An 18213-nucleotide genomic window follows, 5' to 3' on the forward strand; every position below is an offset into this window, starting at 1 on the left:
TCACCTTCTACAACGGCCTCGCATACTTCCGTGCCTGTGCCGACGGTTGGGCCTTGCGAGATGTGTATATGCCCTAGCCACATGGGGGGGAGATCAGATGCCGCCACCGCTTTCGCCAATCGCCATTGCCGCAGGAAAAGCGCCAGCGGAGAAATGGCCAATCTCCCCCCTCGTGGGGGAGATGTCCGGCAGGACAGAGGGGGGCGCGAAGGAATGAGACTTGCGATCTCTTCCGCTACCCCTTCTCCGCCGTTCCGTCCAGATACTGCGTCAGCGCACAGACCAGGTGGTAGAAGATGCTGGCCGGCACGTCGGTCGCCAGCGAGCGGCCGCGCTCGTCGATGCGGTCGATCCACAAGCCGAGCGGGGCCGGATCTATGTGCCAGCGAAAAAGGCGGCCGACGCGCGCTTCGATCTCGGGCTTGAGGTCCGGCCCGCCCGAGCCGTCGAGCGCGATTGCCGCCTTGATCGCTTCGGCCTGCGGCCAGCTTCGCGAGACCGTGTCGAGCGGCAGGCCCTGGCGCGAGACCGCGCCATAGGCGAGGCCGGTGGCGCGGTTGAGGCCATTGGCAACGGCCGAGGCATAGAGCTTGCGGGCGAAGGCGGTGAGTTCGCCCTGGCCGCTGCGAGCGGCGAAATCGACCAGCAGCGACGCCCATTCGAAGTGATGGCCAGGCTCGGTCCAGCTCCGCTTGTCGCCTGCCGCCGGTTTCCAGCCGTCGTCGAAATATTCACCCAGTGTCCAGCTCTCGGCATCGAAGAAATGGCTACGGAAAAGATCGATGATGCGCGCCGCGCGGCGCAGATAGACGCGCTCGCCCGTCGCCTTGTGCCAGGCGAGGAAGGCCTCGAGCAGATGCATGTGCGGATTGGAGCGCCGTTCCTCCGCGCCGTCGGAGGTTTCCAGAAAGCCGGTCAGGCGGTCATCTTCCAGATGCGCGTCGAGGAAGGCGAATGTCTCTCCTGCGAGCCGCAACGCGTCGGGATGGCCCGACATATGGGCGTGGGCGAGCGCCAGAAGCACGCAGGAATGGTCGTAGGCATCCTCGACCGGATCGGCGACCGAGCCGTCGATGTTGAGCGTGCGCACCCAGCCGCCGCGATCGGTGCGGCCCTGCCCCGCCATGAAGTCGATGCCGTGCGCAATCAGCCGGTCGGCCGGGCCGTCCCAGCCGCGCTCCTTGGCGACCGCGAAGGCATAGACCTGACGCGCCTGCGTGCGCATGCGCTTGGGTTTCATCAGCGGCGCGGCGTCGAAGCCCAGCGCCTCGTGGAAGCCGCCATGGCGTTCGTCGACGCCAAGCGTCGACCATAGCGGCAGCGTCTCCTCGAACAGCCAGTGGCGCACGCGCCGCCGCCAGGCGCCGCTCTCGATGACGCGATCATGCGCCGGCGTGAACCTTGTTTCGAGCCGGCCGGATTTCTCCAGTTGCTCGACGATCTTCTTGACGTGCTGGCTGTGGCTGACCGGCGCGACGAAGGTGGCGTCGGCCGTGGAGACGATCGCCACGTCCTTCATGCCGATGGCCGACAGCAGCCGACCCTCGCTGCGGATATAGGAGTTCTCGCAATCGATGGCGACGACGTCTCCAACGATGACGTTGCCGCCCTTGTCGGACGGGCCGACATCGAGCAGCGACTGCCAGGAGCCGAGATCGTTCCAGCGGAAACTGGCGGGCACCATGGCGATGTCTTTCGCGCGTTCCATGATGGCGTAGTCGATCGAGGTCGACGGGATAGCGGAATAGAGTTCCAGCGGCATGTAGAGACCGGACAGATCGCTGGTCGCCGTCTTGTAGGCGGCCTCCGTCGCCTGCCAGATTTTCGGCTCATGAGCCGCGAAGGCGTCGCGCATGGCGCCGGCGCGGAATAGGAAGATGCCGGTGTTCCAGTAGAAGCTGCCGGCGTCGACATAGGCCTGCGCGGTGGCGAGATCCGGCTTCTCGACGAAGCGCGAGACGTCGAAGACGCCGTCCTGGCCTGCCCCGACCTCGATATAGCCATAGCCGGTCTCGGGCTGGGTCGGCTTGAGGCCGAACACCACGAGCCGGCCGGCATTTGCCGCGCCCGCGCCCGCCTCGATGCTTTGCCAGAACTGGCCCGGCGTCGATATCTCGTGATCCGACGGCACCACCAGCACCAGCTCGTCGCCATAGTCGGAGAGCGTGCGCAGGCTGGCCAGCGCCACGGCGGCGGCCGTGTTACGGCCCGTCGGCTCGAACAGCGGCCCGCCGCCGGCCAGATCGATGCCGGCAAGGTCGGCATGGACGCGGTCGGCGTGACGCTCCGAGGCGATCAGGAAGATGGGCGTCCCACCGTCGGGCCGCGCCGCCAGCCGGCGCAAAGTCTTGGCCAGCATCGAGCCGTCGCCCGAGAAATCGTGGAACTGCTTGGGATTGTCCTCGCGCGACAGCGGCCACAGCCGCGAACCGACGCCGCCGCTCATGACGAAACTGACGATGCGCTGGTTCATGAACGACCCTGTCAAAAGTCCGGCTCCCTTGGGTCGGACTTACGACAAAAGCCTTTAAGCCCACCTTTACCTCACAACCAAATCCTATGCCATTCGGGCAAGCTCCGCGAAAGAAAGGAAATGCGACAGAAGGACTGCCATTGCCGCTTGCAGGATCGGAAAGCGGCAGCTATAAGCCCGCGGTCTGGTCACGGAGTGTAGCGCAGTCTGGTAGCGCACCTCGTTCGGGACGAGGGGGTCGCAGGTTCAAATCCTGCCACTCCGACCAGTTTCAAGCTCCCGAGAAATCCCCTGAAAGCCTTGCGCCACAACGGTTTGCGCCGCTTCGGTGATGGGAACAAGCAGAGAACATGGACGACCGTGAGACCGTCTCACGTCTCACCTGAGACTTTGGGCGTTCTCCTGGCGTTCAGGCGACCTCGCGATGCAGCTTCTCGTCGATCTGTTGAGGCGCTGCATGGCCGCGTAAGGCAGCGTGAGGATGGGACTGTTGAGGCGGAGCCGCAGAGCGGTTAATTGAGGGAATGACGTTCAAGTTTATAGCCATTTCGATCGCGACGCTGCTTCTGGCAGGCTGCTCGTCGACCACCGCGTCGATCGGCCCGGCGAAATACGACAAAATGAACTGCCCCGAGCTCAACAATGCGGTCGGCGACACCGCGACCGATATTTCACGCACCGCAATCGCTCGCGGCAAGGTCGCCAGCACCAGCGTGCCGACATGGCTGCTCGGCGGCGAGCGCGTGAAGACGGCGGTCGCCAACCGCGAAGCCGCCCGGATCGAACGGCTGCAGCAACAGCAGCAGGCGATCGTCGCGACGCGGAACCAGAGGTGCCCGTCCTCGCAGTGAGGCGAGCGAGGCTAAGCTTACACGGCTTCAAGCGCTCATACGGAACCGTGCCGTATCGATCGCGGCGTTCATCAGCGTCTGGGTGTAGGCTTCGCGCGGATTGTCGAAGATTTCTTGCGTCGGACCTTCCTCGACAATCTTTCCCTGCTTCATGACGATGATGTAGTCGGCCATGGCACGGACCACCGCGAGGTCATGGCTGATGAAGAGGTAGGACAGCTCATGGTCGGCCTGCAGCTTGCGCAACAGCTCGACGATCTGCTTCTGCACGGAACGGTCGAGCGCCGAGGTCGGCTCGTCGAGCACCACCACTTTCGGCTTCAGGATCATGGCGCGGGCAATGGCGATGCGCTGGCGTTGGCCGCCGGAGAACTCGTGCGGGTAGCGGTTGCGCGCATTGGGATCGAGGCCGACCTCGCGCAACGCCTCGACGGCGCGCTGGTCGCGCTGCTTGCCGGTCAATGAGGGCTCGTGCACCAAAAGTCCCTCGGTGATCACTTGGCCGACGGTCATGCGGGGCGACAACGAGCCGAACGGATCCTGGAAGACCAGCTGCAATTCGCGCCTGAGCGGCCGCATCGCCTGGCGGTCCGCGTCCGAAATGTCGCGGTCGCCAAAGCGGATCACGCCGTCGCTGGGCAAGAGCCTGAGCAGCGCGCGGCCAAGCGTCGACTTGCCTGAACCGGACTCGCCGACGATGCCGATCGTCTGGTTACGCTTCAGCCGGATCGAGATCCTGTCCACCGCGCGCAGCATCAGCGGCTCGCCGCCAAGGAAGCCGCCGCCGATCTTGAAGACGACTTCGACATTGCGGCCTTCGAGCAGCACCGGCGCACTGGCGGGCGGCGCCGCCTTGGCGCCCGTCGGCTCGGCCGCCAGCAGCATCTTCGTGTAGGCATGCTGCGGATTGGCGAAGAGCGCTTCGGCATCGCCCTCCTCCACCACCTCGCCCAGGCGCATGACATAGACGCGGTCGGCGAAGCGGCGCACGATGCCGAGGTCGTGGGTGATGAAGACGATGGCCATGCCGAGCTTGCGCTGCAGTTCGGCAAGCAGCATCAGAATCTGCGCCTGGATGGTGACGTCGAGCGCCGTCGTCGGTTCGTCGGCGATCAGGATGTCCGGATCGTTGGCCAAGGCCATGGCGATCATGACGCGCTGGCGCTGGCCGCCCGACATCTCGTGCGGATAGGATTTCATCCGCCGTTCGGGATCTGGAATATGCACCAGCCTGAGCAATTTCAGCGCCTCTTCCCGCGCCGCGGCCGCGTTCAGCCCGCGGTGTCGACTGATCGGTTCCATCAGCTGGTTGCCGATGGTGTAGAGCGGGTCGAGCGAGGTCATCGGCTCCTGGAAGATCATGCTGATCTTGCGACCGCGCACCTGGTTCAGATCGCTCTTTGACATCGTCAGGAGATTGCGGCCACGATAGTCGACCTGGCCGGTCGCCTCGCCATTGGAGGAAAGCAGGCTCATCGCCGCCATCATCGTCTGGCTCTTGCCGGAACCGGATTCGCCAACGACGGCGACCGTCTCGCCGGCATTGACCTTGATGTTGATGCCCTTGACCGCCTCGACCGTGCCGTCGAGGGTCTGGAAGCGGACGCGCAGGTCCTTGACGCTGAGGATCGTTTCGGAGGCAGTCATCTCAGCGGTCCTTGGGATCGAGCGCGTCGCGCAGGCCGTCGCCGACGAAATTCAGGGCGAACAGCGTCGAGACGAGGAAGAAGGCCGGGAACAGAAGCAGCCAGTTGGCGTAACCGATGTTCTTGGCGCCGACCGAGATCAGCACGCCCCAGCTGGTCATCGGCTCCTGCACGCCTAGACCGAGAAAGGAGAGGAAGCTCTCCAGGATGATGACCTGCGGCACCAAGAGCGTCATGTAGATGACGACCGGGCCAAGCAGGTTGGGGATGACATGGCGCAACAGGATGCCGCGCTGGCCGACGCCCATGGCCTCCGCCGCCTGGACATACTCCTGCCTGCGGATCGACAGCGCCTGGCCGCGCACGATGCGCGCCATGTCGAGCCACAACACAGCGCCAACCGCCAGAAACATCAGCACGAAGTTGCGGCCGAAAAACACCACCAGCATGATGACGAAGAAGATGAACGGCAGCGAATAGAGCACGTCGACGATGCGCATCATCACCTCGTCGACCTTGCCGCCGGAGAATCCCGCGGTCGCGCCGTAGATGACGCCGATGACGCCGGCGACGACGCCGGCGAGCAGGCCGATGGCCAAAGAGATGCGTCCGGCCATCAGCGTGCGCGAAAGCAGGTCGCGGCCGGTGTTGTCGGTGCCGAAGAAGAAATATTGCTGCTTCACGGCCGAGCTCATCGTCACTTCGAGGCCATCGGGCGACTTGTTCTCGATCCTGGTGTCGTCGAAGGCGTCGGAGCGGTCGAGATAGCGGATGTTGCGGTCGTCGATCGGCTTGGTCGAGGTGACGGTGACGGTGACGCGATTGCCGTCCTGGTGCCATTCCTTGATGTCGGCGCGCATGCGCTTGATGGCATCGCCCAGGGCACCCTGGATCATGTCGGGTTTCGGATAGGCCGAAAGGCTCGGCGGCATGCGCACATAGTCGCCATAGATGGTGGTGTATGCATGCGGCACGGCCCACGGGCCGCAAATGCTGATGACGGCGATGAAAGCCAGGTAATAGAGGCTGAGCATCGCGGCGCGGTTGCGTTTGAGCCGCGCCCAGGCATTGCCCCAGAGCGAGCGGCCGACGATCGGCTCGGGCACGGCGACGGCGAGGTCAGTCATAGCGCACCCTCGGATCGACGACCGCATAGAGCAGGTCGACGATCAGGTTGAAGACGATGGTGAAGAGCGCGATCACCACCACGGTTCCCATGACAAGCGTGTAGTCGCGGTTGAGGGCTGCATCGACGAAGTAGCGGCCGACTCCGGGTATGGAGAAGATCGTCTCGACGATGATCGAGCCGGTCAACAGCGCGGCCGCCGCCGGGCCGGTGAAGGAGACGATCGGCAGCACGGCGCCGCGCAGCGCGTGCTTGACCACCACCGACCAGTCGGACAGGCCGAGCGCGCGGGCGGTGCGGATATGGTGCGAACGCAGGCTCTCGATCATGGAGCCGCGCATCAGGCGGGCGACGATGGCGATCTGCGGAAGAGCCAGCGTCAGCACCGGACCGACCTTGTTGATCAAGGCGCCGTCGCCCCAGCCGCCGATCGGCAACAGCTTCCAGGACAGCCCGAAGACGAGCTGGATCACGGGCGCGATGACAAAGGTCGGGATGGTGCTGCCTGCCGTGGCCAAGGCGATCACTGAATAATCGCCTATCTTGTTCTGGTTGAGCGCAGCGATGGTGCCGAGGATCGAGCCCAACAGCAGCGCCAGCACCAGAGCCGAGGTGCCGATCTGTATCGAGATCGGCAGGCCCTTGGCGAAGAGTTCGGTGACGGTGAAATCCGGCAAATTGTAGCTCGGGCCGAAACTGCCGCGCAAAAGATTGCCGAGATAGTGGACATATTGCAGCCAGAGCGGATCGTTGAGGCCGAACTGGGCTTCGAGATTGGCCCTGATCTCGGGGCTCAAGCCCCGCTCCTGGTTGAACGGGCCGCCTGGCGCGACGCGGATCAGGAAGAACGCCACCGTCACGATGACGAACAGCGTCGGGATGGCGGTCAACAGCCGCCGGAAAACATAACGCAGCATCGGCGCCCCGCTTCAGCCAGGGCGACAGGCTCTCCAGTCGAAGATCCGTGGCGCGCCGGCATCTCTGATCTTCGCACCGGGCAGCCCGAAAATCCAATCCGACTTTCGGCCCGGCACGACGACAGACCGCGACCGCCGCTCCCAAAAAGAGAGCGGCGGCACGGCCAAGGTTTCTTGTCAGTCCTTGGAGATGAAGCGGGACGGATGAATGTCCATCACATTGTCGTCGAAGCCATGCAGCTTCGAGGAAACGATGTCGTGGTAGCTGTAGTAGAGAAGCGGGATCTCGCCGACGTCGTCGACGAGGATGCGCTCGGCTGCGGCGAGGTCCTTCATGCGGTCCTCGGGCTTGCCGCCCGCGGCGGCCGCCTTGTCCATGGCGGCTTCATAGGCAGGGCTGTTGTAGTTCGAGTAGTTGTTGCCGCTCGCCTTGCGCGAGATGCCGAGGAAGGTCTCGGGATCCTTGTAGTCGGCGATCCAGGCGGCACGGGCGACGTCGTAATTGCCCTTCTGCTCGAGGAAGCTGTAATGGGTCTTGGTGTCGGTGTTGAGCAGCGTCACCTCGACGCCGAGCGGCTTCAGCTGTTCCTGGATGGCGACAGCCGTGTTCTTATGGTTCTCCGAGGTGTTGTAGCGGATCTCCATCTTCAACGGATGCTCGGGTGTATAGCCTAGCTTTTCCAGGATCTTCTTGGCCGCATCCTCGCGGTCGATCTGCGGCATGTCAGCATATTTGGCCAGTGCCGGTGTGTAGCCCTCGATGCCCGGAGGCACCATCGAATAGCCGGGCAGCATCGAGTTCTGCCAGACCTTCTCGGCGAGGAAGTCGCGGTCGATCGCCATCGAGATGGCGTTGCGCAACTCGACGTTATCCCAAGGCGCCTTGTCGGTCTTGACCGCGTAATAATAAGTGCCGAGATACGGCCCGACACGGACCTGGTCGCCGAATTTGGTTTTGAGATCGGCGAGCTGCTCGGTCGGCAGGTCGCCATAGCTGTCCAGCTCGCCCGCCTCGAAACGCTTCATCGCCGACGAGCGATCCTCGGTCGGGATGTAGTTGACCACGTCGAGCTTGACGCTCGCGGCGTCCCAGAACTTCGGGTTCTTGACCAATTTCATATGGTCGTTGGGAACCCACTCCGCCAGCGTATAGGCGCCATTGGAGACCAGCTTGCCCGGCTTGATCCAGTCGGCGCCGAGCTTGTCCATGGACGCCTTGTTGACCGGATAGGTCGCCTGGTGAGTCAGCATCTCCAGGAAGTAGGGCGTCGGAGCCTTCAGCGTGACTTCAAGCGTGTTGGCGTCGATCGCCTTCACGCCCATATCCTCGGCCTTGCCTTTCTTGGTGTTGAAGTCCTCGGCGCCCTTCACCGGATAGAGCATCGAGGCGTATTCTGCAGCGGTGGCCGGATCTTCCAGTCGATGGAACGAAAAGACGAAGTCGTCCGCCGTCACCGGGGTGCCGTCCGACCAGAGGCCGTCCTTGCGCAGCTTGAAGGTGTAGACGGTGCCGTCATCCGACACCGTCCAGCTTTCGGCGGCGCCCGGAATGAGATTCGTCTTCTGGTCATGCATGACGAGGCCCTGGAACAGGTCGCGTATAATATCGGCTTCGTAGACCGTCGACGTCTTGTGCGGATCGACCGTCTCCGCCTCAGCGGCGGCGCCGCGGTTGTAGACGGTCTCGGCGAAGGCAGGCGTGTAGAATGTGCCAGCGGCCAAGGCCAATGTGGTGGCGAACACCGTCGCCTTCAGCATGTCTTTCAGCATGAAGTTTCTCCCTGTCGGCGCAGCCCCTCAGCCGCGCCTTCTTAAGTTTTGACACCTCGGAACCGTTGAAACGGCCCCGTTTCAGGCGTGCCGCCGGTTCCTTCCGGCGGCTGGTGGCAGGAGACTAGACAGAGCGAAATCTTATTTCAACCATTGCCTGCTTGACGCAAAGTGAGCGCCATAACGCTAAAACAGCGAAACCTAAAGCTTAGAGCTTGCTTTCAACTTGGCACACCTGCCGGTTGTTCCAGCTGTTTTCTGTTTTTGCAGGCGGCCTTTGGCATTCTCCGCGCCATGCTGAAGAACCGAAAAATGCTTGTTCCGTGGTCTCGTTTCCGGGCTGACGCCACGGGCACGTCGGCAATCGAATTTGCCATGCTGGCGCCGGTCTTCATCCTGCTTCTGCTCGGCATGGTTGCATATGGGATTTATTTCGGCGCCAGTCATTCGGTGCAGCAGATCGCCGCCGACGCGGCGCGCACCGCGATTGCCGGCCTCAACCAGACCGAGCGGCAGGCGCTGGTCACCGATTTCATCACTCACGATGTCTCGGGCTATCCGTTCGTCGACGCCAACAAGCTGACCGTCAACGCGCAGGACAGCGCCGTCGACGGCAGCCAGTTCGTCGTCTCGGTCACCTACGATGCGCGCAACCTGCCGATCTGGAACCTGTTCCGGACGCTGCCGCTGCCGGGCACGACGATCCAACGTCAATCGACGATCCGCGTCGGAGGCATATGATGCCCATCAAGGGGGGATTGATGGCGGCGACGCGACGGCTGCTTGTCGACCGGAGCGCGAATTTCGCCGTCATGACCGCGCTGTGCACGCCGGTGGCGCTGGCGCTGACCGCCTTCGCGATCGACGAAGGTTCCCTTTACAACGAGCGCCGCGCCGCGCAGTCGATCGTCGACCTCGCCGCCATCACCGCGGCCTCGAACATCACCAACGCCCAGCAGGCGGTGCTGACCGCGCTCAGCGACAACGGCATCACCTCGGTCGCCGTGCAGCGACAGGGCACGACGGTGGCGCCGACCGCCAGCAAGGCCGTCGTCCAGGTCGTGCCGGGTCGCTACACGGGCATCAGCACCATTGCCGCCGGCAGCCGTTTCGAGGCGGGCAAGCTGCCCTACAATGCGGTCCAGGTAACGCTCAAGAAGCAGGGTACGCTTTATTTCGCCGGCTCGATCATGGCGCCACCCACTCTCGGCACGACCGCTATCGCCAGCGCGCAGCCGCAGGCGGCTTTTTCGGTCGGCTCGCGGCTCGCCAGCCTCAATGGCGGCATTCTCAACGCGCTTCTCGGCGGCCTTCTCGGCGGCAACATCTCGCTCAGCGTGATGGACTACAATTCACTGGTGTCGGCCGATGTCGACGTTCTTTCGTTCACCGATGCGCTGGCGACGCAACTGCATCTGACCGGCGTTTCCTACAACGACGTGCTCGCCTCCAAAGCAACGATCGGCCAGATCGCCACGGCAATGGCCAATGTGCCGGGGCTCGACCGCACAGCCAAACTCGCTCTGCAGACCATGGCCTCCAGCGCCACCAATACGGTCAGGATTCCGCTCAGCACTCTCATCGATCTCGGCTCCGTCGGCGATCTCGGCATCGGGCAAAAGCCGGCCGGCCTCAACGTGACAGCCAGCGCGCTCAGCATGCTCACCGCGGCTGCCGCTCTGGCCAATGGCACGAATCAGGTCGCGGTCAATCTCGGCGCCACCATACCGGGGCTGGCATCGACGACGCTTGCGATCGCCATCGGCGAGCCGATGCAGAACTCGGCTTGGCTGGCGGTGGGAGAAGCCGGCACCGTGGTGCGCACGGCGCAGACCCGCATCAAGCTCAACGCCGATGTCACTGTCGGCAATTCCAATCTCGGCGGCGGCACCAGTCTTGTCGCCGTCCACCTGCCACTCAATGTCGAAGTGGCCTATGCCGAAGCCAAGCTAACCGACATAACCTGCCCGACCGGGCCGTCGAGCATCAATGTCTCGATCGCCGCGCAGCCTGGCGTCGTCTCGGCGCATCTCGCCAACAGTAATGCCAGCGGCTTTGCCGACTTCGCCCAGCCGCAGTCCTTCTCCAACGCCGATATCGCGGACCTGAGGCTGTTGCTCATCCCGTTGCTGCAGGTGACAGGCTCGTCGGCCTTCTCGGTCACCAATATGGCGCCGACGAACCTGACCTTCAGCGCCACCGACATCGCCAACAAGACGATCAAGACGGTGTCGACGAAGAACCTGACGCAGTCGCTCACGACATCGCTGGTCAACAACCTGTCGCTTTCGATCAATGCGCTGGGGCTAGGCCTCAATGTGACCGCCCTGCTCGGCACGGTGAAACCGGCGGTGACGACACTGCTCAACGGCGTGACCGCGCCGGTCGACAGCCTGGTCTACAACGTTCTCGGGGCGCTTGGCGTCCGTGTCGGCGAGGCCGACGTCCGGGTGACCGGCGCGACGTGCGGGCGTTCGGTGCTGGTGCAGTAAGACAACCGTCAGCCAATCCTGCCGACGAAACTGCCCAGAGGCGCCAGCGCCAGCACGCTGTCCTCGACAACACCTGTAAGAACGCCGGCGGCGTCAACGTCAAATGCCGTTATCTCGGCCTCGCCGATCTCGGTGGGCAGCGCCCAGCCTGTAGCCTCGGTCGAGAAATTGAAAACGCAAAGCAGCCTTTCGTCGTCGCACTCACGGAGGAAAGCAAGCACATCGCCCTCGGCCTCGAGAAAGCGAACCGAGCCGGCAATCAGTGCCGGATGGCTCTTGCGCAAGGCGAGCATCGAGCGATAGGCGGCAAGCACCGACCGTTCCTCGCCATTCTGGACGTCGACTGCCCGGGCGCGATGCGCCTGTGGCACCGGCAGCCAGGGCTTGGCCGTGGAGAAGCCGCCATTGTCCGCCTCCGCCTGCCAGACCATCGGGGTGCGGCAACCGTCCCTGCCCTTCACGCCGGGCCAGAAGCGGATGCCGACGGGATCGCGCAGATCCTCATACGCTAGCTCCGCCTCCTCCAGCCCCAGTTCCTCGCCCTGATAGAGGCAGATCGAACCGCGCAGGCAGGCAAGCAGCGCGATCGAGAACTTCGCCACCGCGTCCGGGCTTTCCCCGGGCCGCGTCCAGCGGCTGACATGGCGTACGACATCATGATTGGAAAAGGCCCAGCAGACCCAGCCGTCCGGGGCAGTCGTCTCGAACGCCTCGACGCAGCCGCGCACATGGGCGGCGGAAAATTGCGGGCTGAGCAGGTCGAACGTGTAGCACATCTGCAATTTGTCGCCGCCCGATACGTAGGCGGCGAGCGTCTGCAAGGACCGCTCCTCGTCACCCACCTCGCCGACCGCGGCGCGGTCTGGATATTGGTCGAGCAGCGCGCGGAAGCGTTTCAGGAAGTCGAGGTTTTCGGGCCGCGTCTTGTCGAAAAGATGCTCCTGGAAGGCGTAGGTGCTGGTGGCGCCATTGGTGCCGGCGACACTTGCGGCCAAGGGCGGGTTGTCACGTAGCCAGCGGTCGTGGACATAGTAGTTGACCGTGTCCAGCCGGAAGCCGTCGACGCCGCGCTCCAGCCAGAAGCGCACGGTGTCCAAAAGCGCATCCTGAACGTCCGGATTGTGGAAGTTCAGATCCGGCTGCGCGGCCAGGAAATTGTGCATGTAGCATTGCCGGCGGGTAGCGTCCCATTCCCAGGCCGGCCCGCCGAACAGCGATTGCCAGTTGTTGGGCGCGCTGCCATCCGGCCTGGCGTCGGCCCAGACATACCAGTCGGCCTTGGCATTGTCGCGGCTGGCGCGGCTCTCGACGAACCATTCATGCTTGTCGGAAGAATGCGAGATCACCTGGTCGATGATGAGTTTCAGGCCGAGCCGATGCGCCTCGGCGAGTAGCACGTCGAAATCTTCCAGGCTGCCGAACATCGGATCGACGTCGCGATAGTCGGATACATCGTAGCCCATGTCGGCCATCGGCGACTTGAAGAAGGGCGACAGCCAGACGGCGTCGACGCCGAGCGACGCGACATGGGCGAGCCGCGCGGTGATGCCCTTGAGGTCGCCGCTGCCATCGCCGGTTGTGTCCTGGAAGGAGCGTGGGTAGACCTGGTAGATGACGCAGCCACGCCACCATTCGCTCCCTTGCCCGGAATTTTCGGCAGCCATCACAAGCCCTTCCCGTTGCGCGATTGAGCGGCACGCCGCTCGATCATGAAATTGACGCTTCGGCCGGGCAGCGGCCGCGCAAGATCGACCGGCTGCGCCTCGATCGCCGGGCGCCACTCGTAGCCGTCCCGGACCGGCAAGGTGAAGACGCATTGGCGGCGGTCGCCATTGACCATGACGGCGAGGCGACTGCCTCCGCTATCGCTGAGCATCATGACGAGGCGATGTCGATCGGGATCGTTCCACTCCGTGTCGCCAAGCGGCGCGCCCGTCTCCGTCAGCCACTCGACATCCGGAATGGCCGAAGCATCGGCCGGCTTTCCGGTCAGGAAATGCGTGTCCGACAGCGCGGGCAAGGCACGACGTATTGCAGAGAGCGATGAGGCATATCGCTCCAACGCCTGATCGCGGCCGGCCCAGTCCAGCCAGGTGATGGCGTTGTCCTGCGCATAGGCGTTGTTGTTGCCTTTTTGCGTGCGGCCGAACTCGTCGCCGGCGGTCAGCATGATGGTGCCGCGCGAGGCGAAGAGTGTCGCCAGCAGCGCGCGCTGGTCGTCGAAGCGCGCCTTGGCAATCGCTGCGTCGTCCGTCTCGCCCTCGGCGCCGTTGTTCCATGACAAATTGTCGTTGTGGCCGTCGCGATTGTGCTCGCCATTGGCCTCATTGTGCTTGCGCTCGTAGGCGACGATGTCGGCCAGGGTCATGCCGTCATGCGCGGCGATGAAATTGACCGTGCGGCTTGCCGGGTGGCCCTCCCTGCCGAAGACATCGGAGGAACCCGCAAGCCGGGTGGCCAAGGCGCCGATCGCGCCGGTATCGCCGCGCCAGAAGCGCTTGACATCGTCGCGGTAGCGATCGTTCCATTCCAGATATGGCGGCCGGAAATTGCCGAGCTGGTAGCCGTTCGGACCGATGTCCCAGGGCTCGGCGATCAGCACGCGGTCGGCGAGCCCGGGATCGCCGAAAATGGCCCGAAGCAGCGGCGCTTCCGGGTCGAAGGCGCCGTCGACGCGGCCGAGCACCGGCGCCAGATCGAAGCGGAAGCCGTCGACGCCGGCCAAGCTAACGAAGTGGCGCAGCGTATCGAGCACCATCTCGCGCATCACCGGATGGTCGCAGGCGACAGTGTTGCCGGTGCCGGTGTCATTGATCAGGCTGCCATCCGGCCGATGCCGGTAGTAAGCCAGCGCATCGAGCCCGCGCAGCGACAAAGTCGGCCCGAGCCGGTCGCTTTCGCCGGTGTGATTGAAGACGAGGTCGAGGATGGTGCCGATGCCGGCCTGGCGCAGAGCGGCGACGGTGCCGCGCAGTTCCTCGAGACCGCCGGGCGCAAGGCGCGGATCGAGCGCCATGAAGGTGACGGGATTGTAGCCCCAGGCGTTGCTCAGCCCCAATGGCGGCAGATGCCGCTCGTCGATCGATGCGGTGACCGGCATCAATTCGACGGCCGACACACCGAGACGCTTCAGGTGCTCGACGACAGCCGGATGGGTGAGCGCCGCGATGGTGCCGCGCTGGGTTTCCGGCACGTCCGGATGCAGCTTGGTGAAGGAGCGGACATTGAGCTCGTAGATCAGCCCGCCTGGCCGGAACAGCGGCGGCTGGGGCGGCACCGGTTTGGGCAGTAAACGCGCGATCGCCTTCGGCATCAGCGGAGCGGTGTCGGCGCCTTCGTTGCGTTTGGCGGCAAGCCGCCAATGATATTGGTATGGACGATCGACCTCGACGGCATAGGGGTCGGCGAGAAGCTTGTTCGGGTCGAACCACAGGCCGCGCTCCGGCGCATAGTCGCCGTCGGCGCGGAAACCGTAACGCGCGCCGTCGCCAAGGCCGGAGACAAGGAGCGCGTGCACGCCCCCGCCATCCGGGTTAAGCTCCAGCCGGTCGGTTTCAAGCGCGCCGGTGTCGTCGAAGATCGAGACCCACAGGCGTCTCGCCGATGACGACCAGGCGGCAAAGCGGATGCCTTCGGGGGTGATGGTGGCGCCGAGGGTCATGCAGGCTCCCCCTTCTCCCCTTGTGGGAGAAGGTGGATCGGCGCGCAGCGCCGGTGTTGGAAGAAATGAGGCGCCGGCGATGCGAGCGCCGGTTTGGGCCAAGCTGGAGCACCCCTCATCCGTCGCCTTCGGCGACACCTTCTCCCACAAGGGGAGAAGGGGGAGTCGCGCCGCACCACCCTCAAGTAATCACGCTCGGCTTGTTGCGGCCGGTGTGGCTTTTGATGCCGGCGATGTCGTCGGCGGCGGCGATGAGATCGGCGAGCGCTTCCTGCGTGTCGAGGTCGTGCCTTGCCTTGTCCGGCTCGTAACGCTCGATATAGAGGCGCAGCGTCGCCCCTGACGTGCCGGTGCCGGAGAGGCGCAGCACGACGCGCGAGCCGCCCTCGAACAGGATGCGAATGCCCTGGTGCTCGCTGACCGAGCCGTCGACCGGGTCGCGATAGGCGAAGTCGTCGGCCTTGGCGATCTTGAGGCCGCGCACGCTGGTGCCGGGTAGCGAGCCCAGCTTGGCACGCAATCCGTCGACCAGCGCATTGGCGCGATCGCTCTCGACCTCCTCATAGTCGTGGCGCGAATAGTAGTTGCGCCCGTAGGTCTCCCAGTGCCCGGTTACGATGTCCTTGCAGCTCTCGCCGCGCGCGGCGAGGATGTTGAGCCACAGAAGCACGGCCCACAGGCCATCCTTCTCGCGCACATGGTTGGAGCCGGTGCCGGCGCTTTCCTCGCCGCAGATGGTGGCCATGCCGGCATCGAGCAGGTTGCCGAAGAACTTCCAGCCGGTCGGCGTCTCATAGATGCCGATGCCGAGCTTTTCGGCGACGCGGTCGGCGGCGCCGCTGGTCGGCATGGAGCGGGCAATGCCTTTCAGGCCGTCCTTGTAGCCCGGCGCCAGTTTGGCATTGGCGGCAAGCATCGCCACAGAGTCAGACGGCGTGACGAAGATGCCTCTGCCGATGATCAGGTTGCGGTCGCCGTCGCCATCCGAAGCCGCGCCGAAATCCGGCGCGTCCGGCCCCATCATCTCGTCGTAGAGATGCTTTGCGTGCACCAGGTTCGGGTCCGGGTGGTGGCCGCCGAAATCGGGCAGCGGCTTGAAGTTGCGGCAGGTGCCGTCCGGCGCGCCGAGCCGGCGTTCGAGGATCTCCTTGGCATACGGGCCGGTCACCGCATGCATGGCGTCGAAGCGCATGCGGAAGCCCAATTTGAAAAGCTTCCTCAGCGCGTCGAAGTCGAACAGGCTTTCCATCAGTTCGGCGTAGTCCTTGACCGGGTCGCAGATCTCGACCGTCATGTCGCCGGCCTTGACGGTGCCGATGGTGTCGATGTCGATGGCGCCGATTTCGGCGATCTTGAAGCTCTTGATCTCCCTCGACTTGGCAAAGATCGCGTCGGTGATCTTTTCCGGCGCCGGGCCGCCATTGCCGGCATTGTACTTGATTCCGAAATCCTCGTGCGGACCGCCTGGATTGTGGCTGGCCGACAGGATGATGCCGCCGAAAGTCTTGTATTTGCGGATGATGTTAGAGGCGGCCGGCGTCGAGAGAATCCCGCCCTGCCCGACCATCACCTTGCCGAAGCCGTTGCCGGCGGCAATCGCAATGGCCTTCTGGATGACCTCGCGGTTGTAGAAGCGGCCGTCGCCGCCGATCACCAGCGTCTTGCCCTGAAAACCGTCCAGCGCATCGAAGATCGACTGGATGAAGTTCTCGGCATAGTGCTCCTGCTGGAACACCGGCACCTTTTTCCGCAGGCCGGAGGTGCCTGGCTTCTGGTCGGTATAGGGTTTGGTGGGGACGGTTTTGATCATGCCTCAGGCAGCCCTTTTTGAAAGCAGCAAGCGATAGAGTTCGACGTATTTTTCGGCGCTCTTGTCCCAGGAGACATCGGCCTTCATGCCCTGGCGCTGGATCGAGGCCCAGGTCGCGGGCCGCGCATGCTGCTCGACCAGCCGCTGGATGGCATGAAGCATCGCGGCACCATTGTTGGGCGCGAACTGGAAGCCGGTGGCGACGCCGGCCGACAAGGCGGCCTCGTTGGCGTCGATGATGGTGTCGGCCAGACCGCCTGTCCTGGCGACGACCGGCACGCAGCCATAGCGCAGGCCATAGAGCTGAGTGAGACCGCAGGGCTCGAAGCGCGAGGGGATGATGATGGCGTCGCAGCCGCCTTGCATGACGTGCGAAAGGTCTTCGTCGTAACCGACGACGACGCCGACGCGGCCGCGATGGCGGGCGGCGGCGGCAAGCAGCGTGCCTTCGAGGCCGGCGTCGCCGGAGCCGAGGATCGCCAGCCGCGCGCCGGCGGCGACGATGCCGTCGACGACCGCGGCCAGGATGTCCATGCCCTTCTGCCAGGTCAGCCGGCTGATGACGCAGACGATCGGGCTGCCATCCGCTTCCAGGCCGAAGCGCTCTTCGACCGCCTTGCGGTTCTTGCCGCGCGCCGCAAGCGTCTCGGCCGAATAATTGGCGACCAGATGCTTGTCGGTCTGCGGGTTCCAGATGTCGACGTCGATGCCGTTGACGATGCCGTAGAGATCGGTGGAGCGCATGTTTATCAGCCCGTCGAGACCCATGCCGAATTCGGGCAAGCGGATTTCCTGCGCATAGGTCGGGCTGACCGTAGTGATGGCCCAGGCGGCTTGCAGGCCGGCCTTGAGAAAGCCGACGCCGCCATAATATTCGACGCCGTCCAGTTGCATCGCCACGCTCGGCAGGCCGAGCTCGCCGAAAATGCCCGCGCCGAACTGACCTTGGAAGGCGAGGTTGTGCACGGTGATCAGCGACGGCACGCCGACCGCCTTGCCGTAGCGCATATAGGCAAGCGTCATCGCCGACTGCCAGTCATGGGCATGCACGATGTCGGGTTGGTAACCGGAGATCGCGCCGCCGGCAATGTCGCCGCCGGCCTGGCTGAGCGCGGCGAAGCGGCGCCAGTTGTCCGGCCAGTCGGCGCCGGAGGCGGTGCCGTAAGGGCCGCCCTGGCGATCGAAGAGATGCGGCGCGTCCAAAACGAAGAGATCGAGATCGCCGATCTTGACGGCATGGATCGAAGCCTTAGCGCCCTGCAGCAGCGGATATTGGTAGACCGCCTTCTTCTTGGCGAAGGCCGCCATCACCACGGGATAGCCGGGAACCAGCGTGCGCATCGCCACGCCCTTGCCGGCAAGCGCGATCGGCAAGGCGCCGGTGACGTCGGCAAGGCCGCCGGTCTTGATCAGCGGGAAGATTTCGGGCGTGACCGACAGAACCTGCATGCGCTCCACATTCCGATC

Annotated in this window: 12 protein-coding genes and 1 tRNA gene; 4 read left to right on the top strand and 9 right to left on the bottom strand. The window is 64.3% G+C overall.

The features are described from left to right. Window positions 1-235 precede the first annotated feature (235 nt). Complete coding sequence (locus tag FJ425_RS11450; RefSeq protein WP_140635156.1) at window positions 236-2473, bottom strand: AGE family epimerase/isomerase; 2238 nt, start codon at window positions 2471-2473, stop codon at window positions 236-238. 191 nt (window positions 2474-2664) lie between these two features. Here FJ425_RS11450 and FJ425_RS11455 point away from each other — a divergent pair. Then, window positions 2665-2741, top strand: a tRNA-Pro gene (locus tag FJ425_RS11455). Window positions 2742-2997: 256 nt separating this feature from the next. Beyond that, the gene (locus FJ425_RS11460) at window positions 2998-3324 is read left to right on the top strand and encodes a hypothetical protein (RefSeq protein ID WP_140541609.1); all 327 of its coding nucleotides are present in this window, start codon (window positions 2998-3000) and stop codon (window positions 3322-3324) included. Window positions 3325-3351: 27 nt separating this feature from the next. Here FJ425_RS11460 and FJ425_RS11465 read toward each other — a convergent pair whose 3' ends face one another. The 4 genes from FJ425_RS11465 to FJ425_RS11480 form a co-directional block, all read right to left on the bottom strand. Then, complete coding sequence (locus FJ425_RS11465; RefSeq protein WP_140541608.1) at window positions 3352-4971, bottom strand: ABC transporter ATP-binding protein; 1620 nt, start codon at window positions 4969-4971, stop codon at window positions 3352-3354. Window position 4972: 1 nt separating this feature from the next. Next, a complete protein-coding gene (locus FJ425_RS11470; RefSeq protein WP_140723482.1) occupies window positions 4973-6097 on the bottom strand; it encodes an ABC transporter permease subunit in 1125 nt (374 codons plus the stop codon). Next, a complete protein-coding gene (locus FJ425_RS11475) occupies window positions 6090-7013 on the bottom strand; it encodes an ABC transporter permease subunit (protein WP_140541606.1) in 924 nt (307 codons plus the stop codon). Before FJ425_RS11475 ends, FJ425_RS11470 begins: the two co-directional genes overlap by 8 nt. A gap of 177 nt (window positions 7014-7190) precedes the next feature. Next, window positions 7191-8783: a peptide ABC transporter substrate-binding protein gene (locus tag FJ425_RS11480; RefSeq protein ID WP_140541605.1), complete on the bottom strand. Its 1593-nt coding sequence runs from the start codon at window positions 8781-8783 to the stop codon at window positions 7191-7193. A 312-nt stretch (window positions 8784-9095) separates the two neighbouring features. Here FJ425_RS11480 and FJ425_RS11485 point away from each other — a divergent pair, with 312 nt between their 5' ends. After that, the gene (locus FJ425_RS11485) at window positions 9096-9524 is read left to right on the top strand and encodes a TadE/TadG family type IV pilus assembly protein (RefSeq protein ID WP_140723487.1); all 429 of its coding nucleotides are present in this window, start codon (window positions 9096-9098) and stop codon (window positions 9522-9524) included. After that, window positions 9521-11275 carry a TadG family pilus assembly protein gene (locus tag FJ425_RS11490; RefSeq protein ID WP_140723490.1) on the top strand — a complete coding sequence of 585 codons (1755 nt, stop codon included), beginning with the start codon at window positions 9521-9523 and terminating at the stop codon, window positions 11273-11275. The genes FJ425_RS11485 and FJ425_RS11490 overlap by 4 nt, the downstream gene beginning before the upstream one ends. A gap of 8 nt (window positions 11276-11283) precedes the next feature. Here FJ425_RS11490 and FJ425_RS11495 read toward each other — a convergent pair whose 3' ends face one another. The 4 genes from FJ425_RS11495 to glgA form a co-directional block, all read right to left on the bottom strand. Next, complete coding sequence (locus FJ425_RS11495) at window positions 11284-12939, bottom strand: alpha-glucosidase family protein (protein WP_140723493.1); 1656 nt, start codon at window positions 12937-12939, stop codon at window positions 11284-11286. Next, entirely contained in the window at window positions 12939-14936 is a 1998-nt protein-coding gene (glgX, locus tag FJ425_RS11500) for a glycogen debranching protein GlgX (protein WP_140723496.1), read from the bottom strand. The genes FJ425_RS11495 and glgX overlap by 1 nt, the downstream gene beginning before the upstream one ends. 181 nt (window positions 14937-15117) lie before the next feature. Then, window positions 15118-16746: an alpha-D-glucose phosphate-specific phosphoglucomutase gene (locus tag FJ425_RS11505; RefSeq protein ID WP_140723499.1), complete on the bottom strand. Its 1629-nt coding sequence runs from the start codon at window positions 16744-16746 to the stop codon at window positions 15118-15120. A 3-nt stretch (window positions 16747-16749) separates the two neighbouring features. Next, on the bottom strand, window positions 16750-18195 hold the full coding sequence (glgA, locus tag FJ425_RS11510; RefSeq protein WP_140723501.1) for a glycogen synthase GlgA: 1446 nt from the start codon (window positions 18193-18195) through the stop codon (window positions 16750-16752). Window positions 18196-18213 lie beyond the last annotated feature (18 nt).

The organism is Mesorhizobium sp. B2-7-2 (genome assembly GCF_006440775.1).
Lineage (GTDB): Bacteria > Pseudomonadota > Alphaproteobacteria > Rhizobiales > Rhizobiaceae > Mesorhizobium.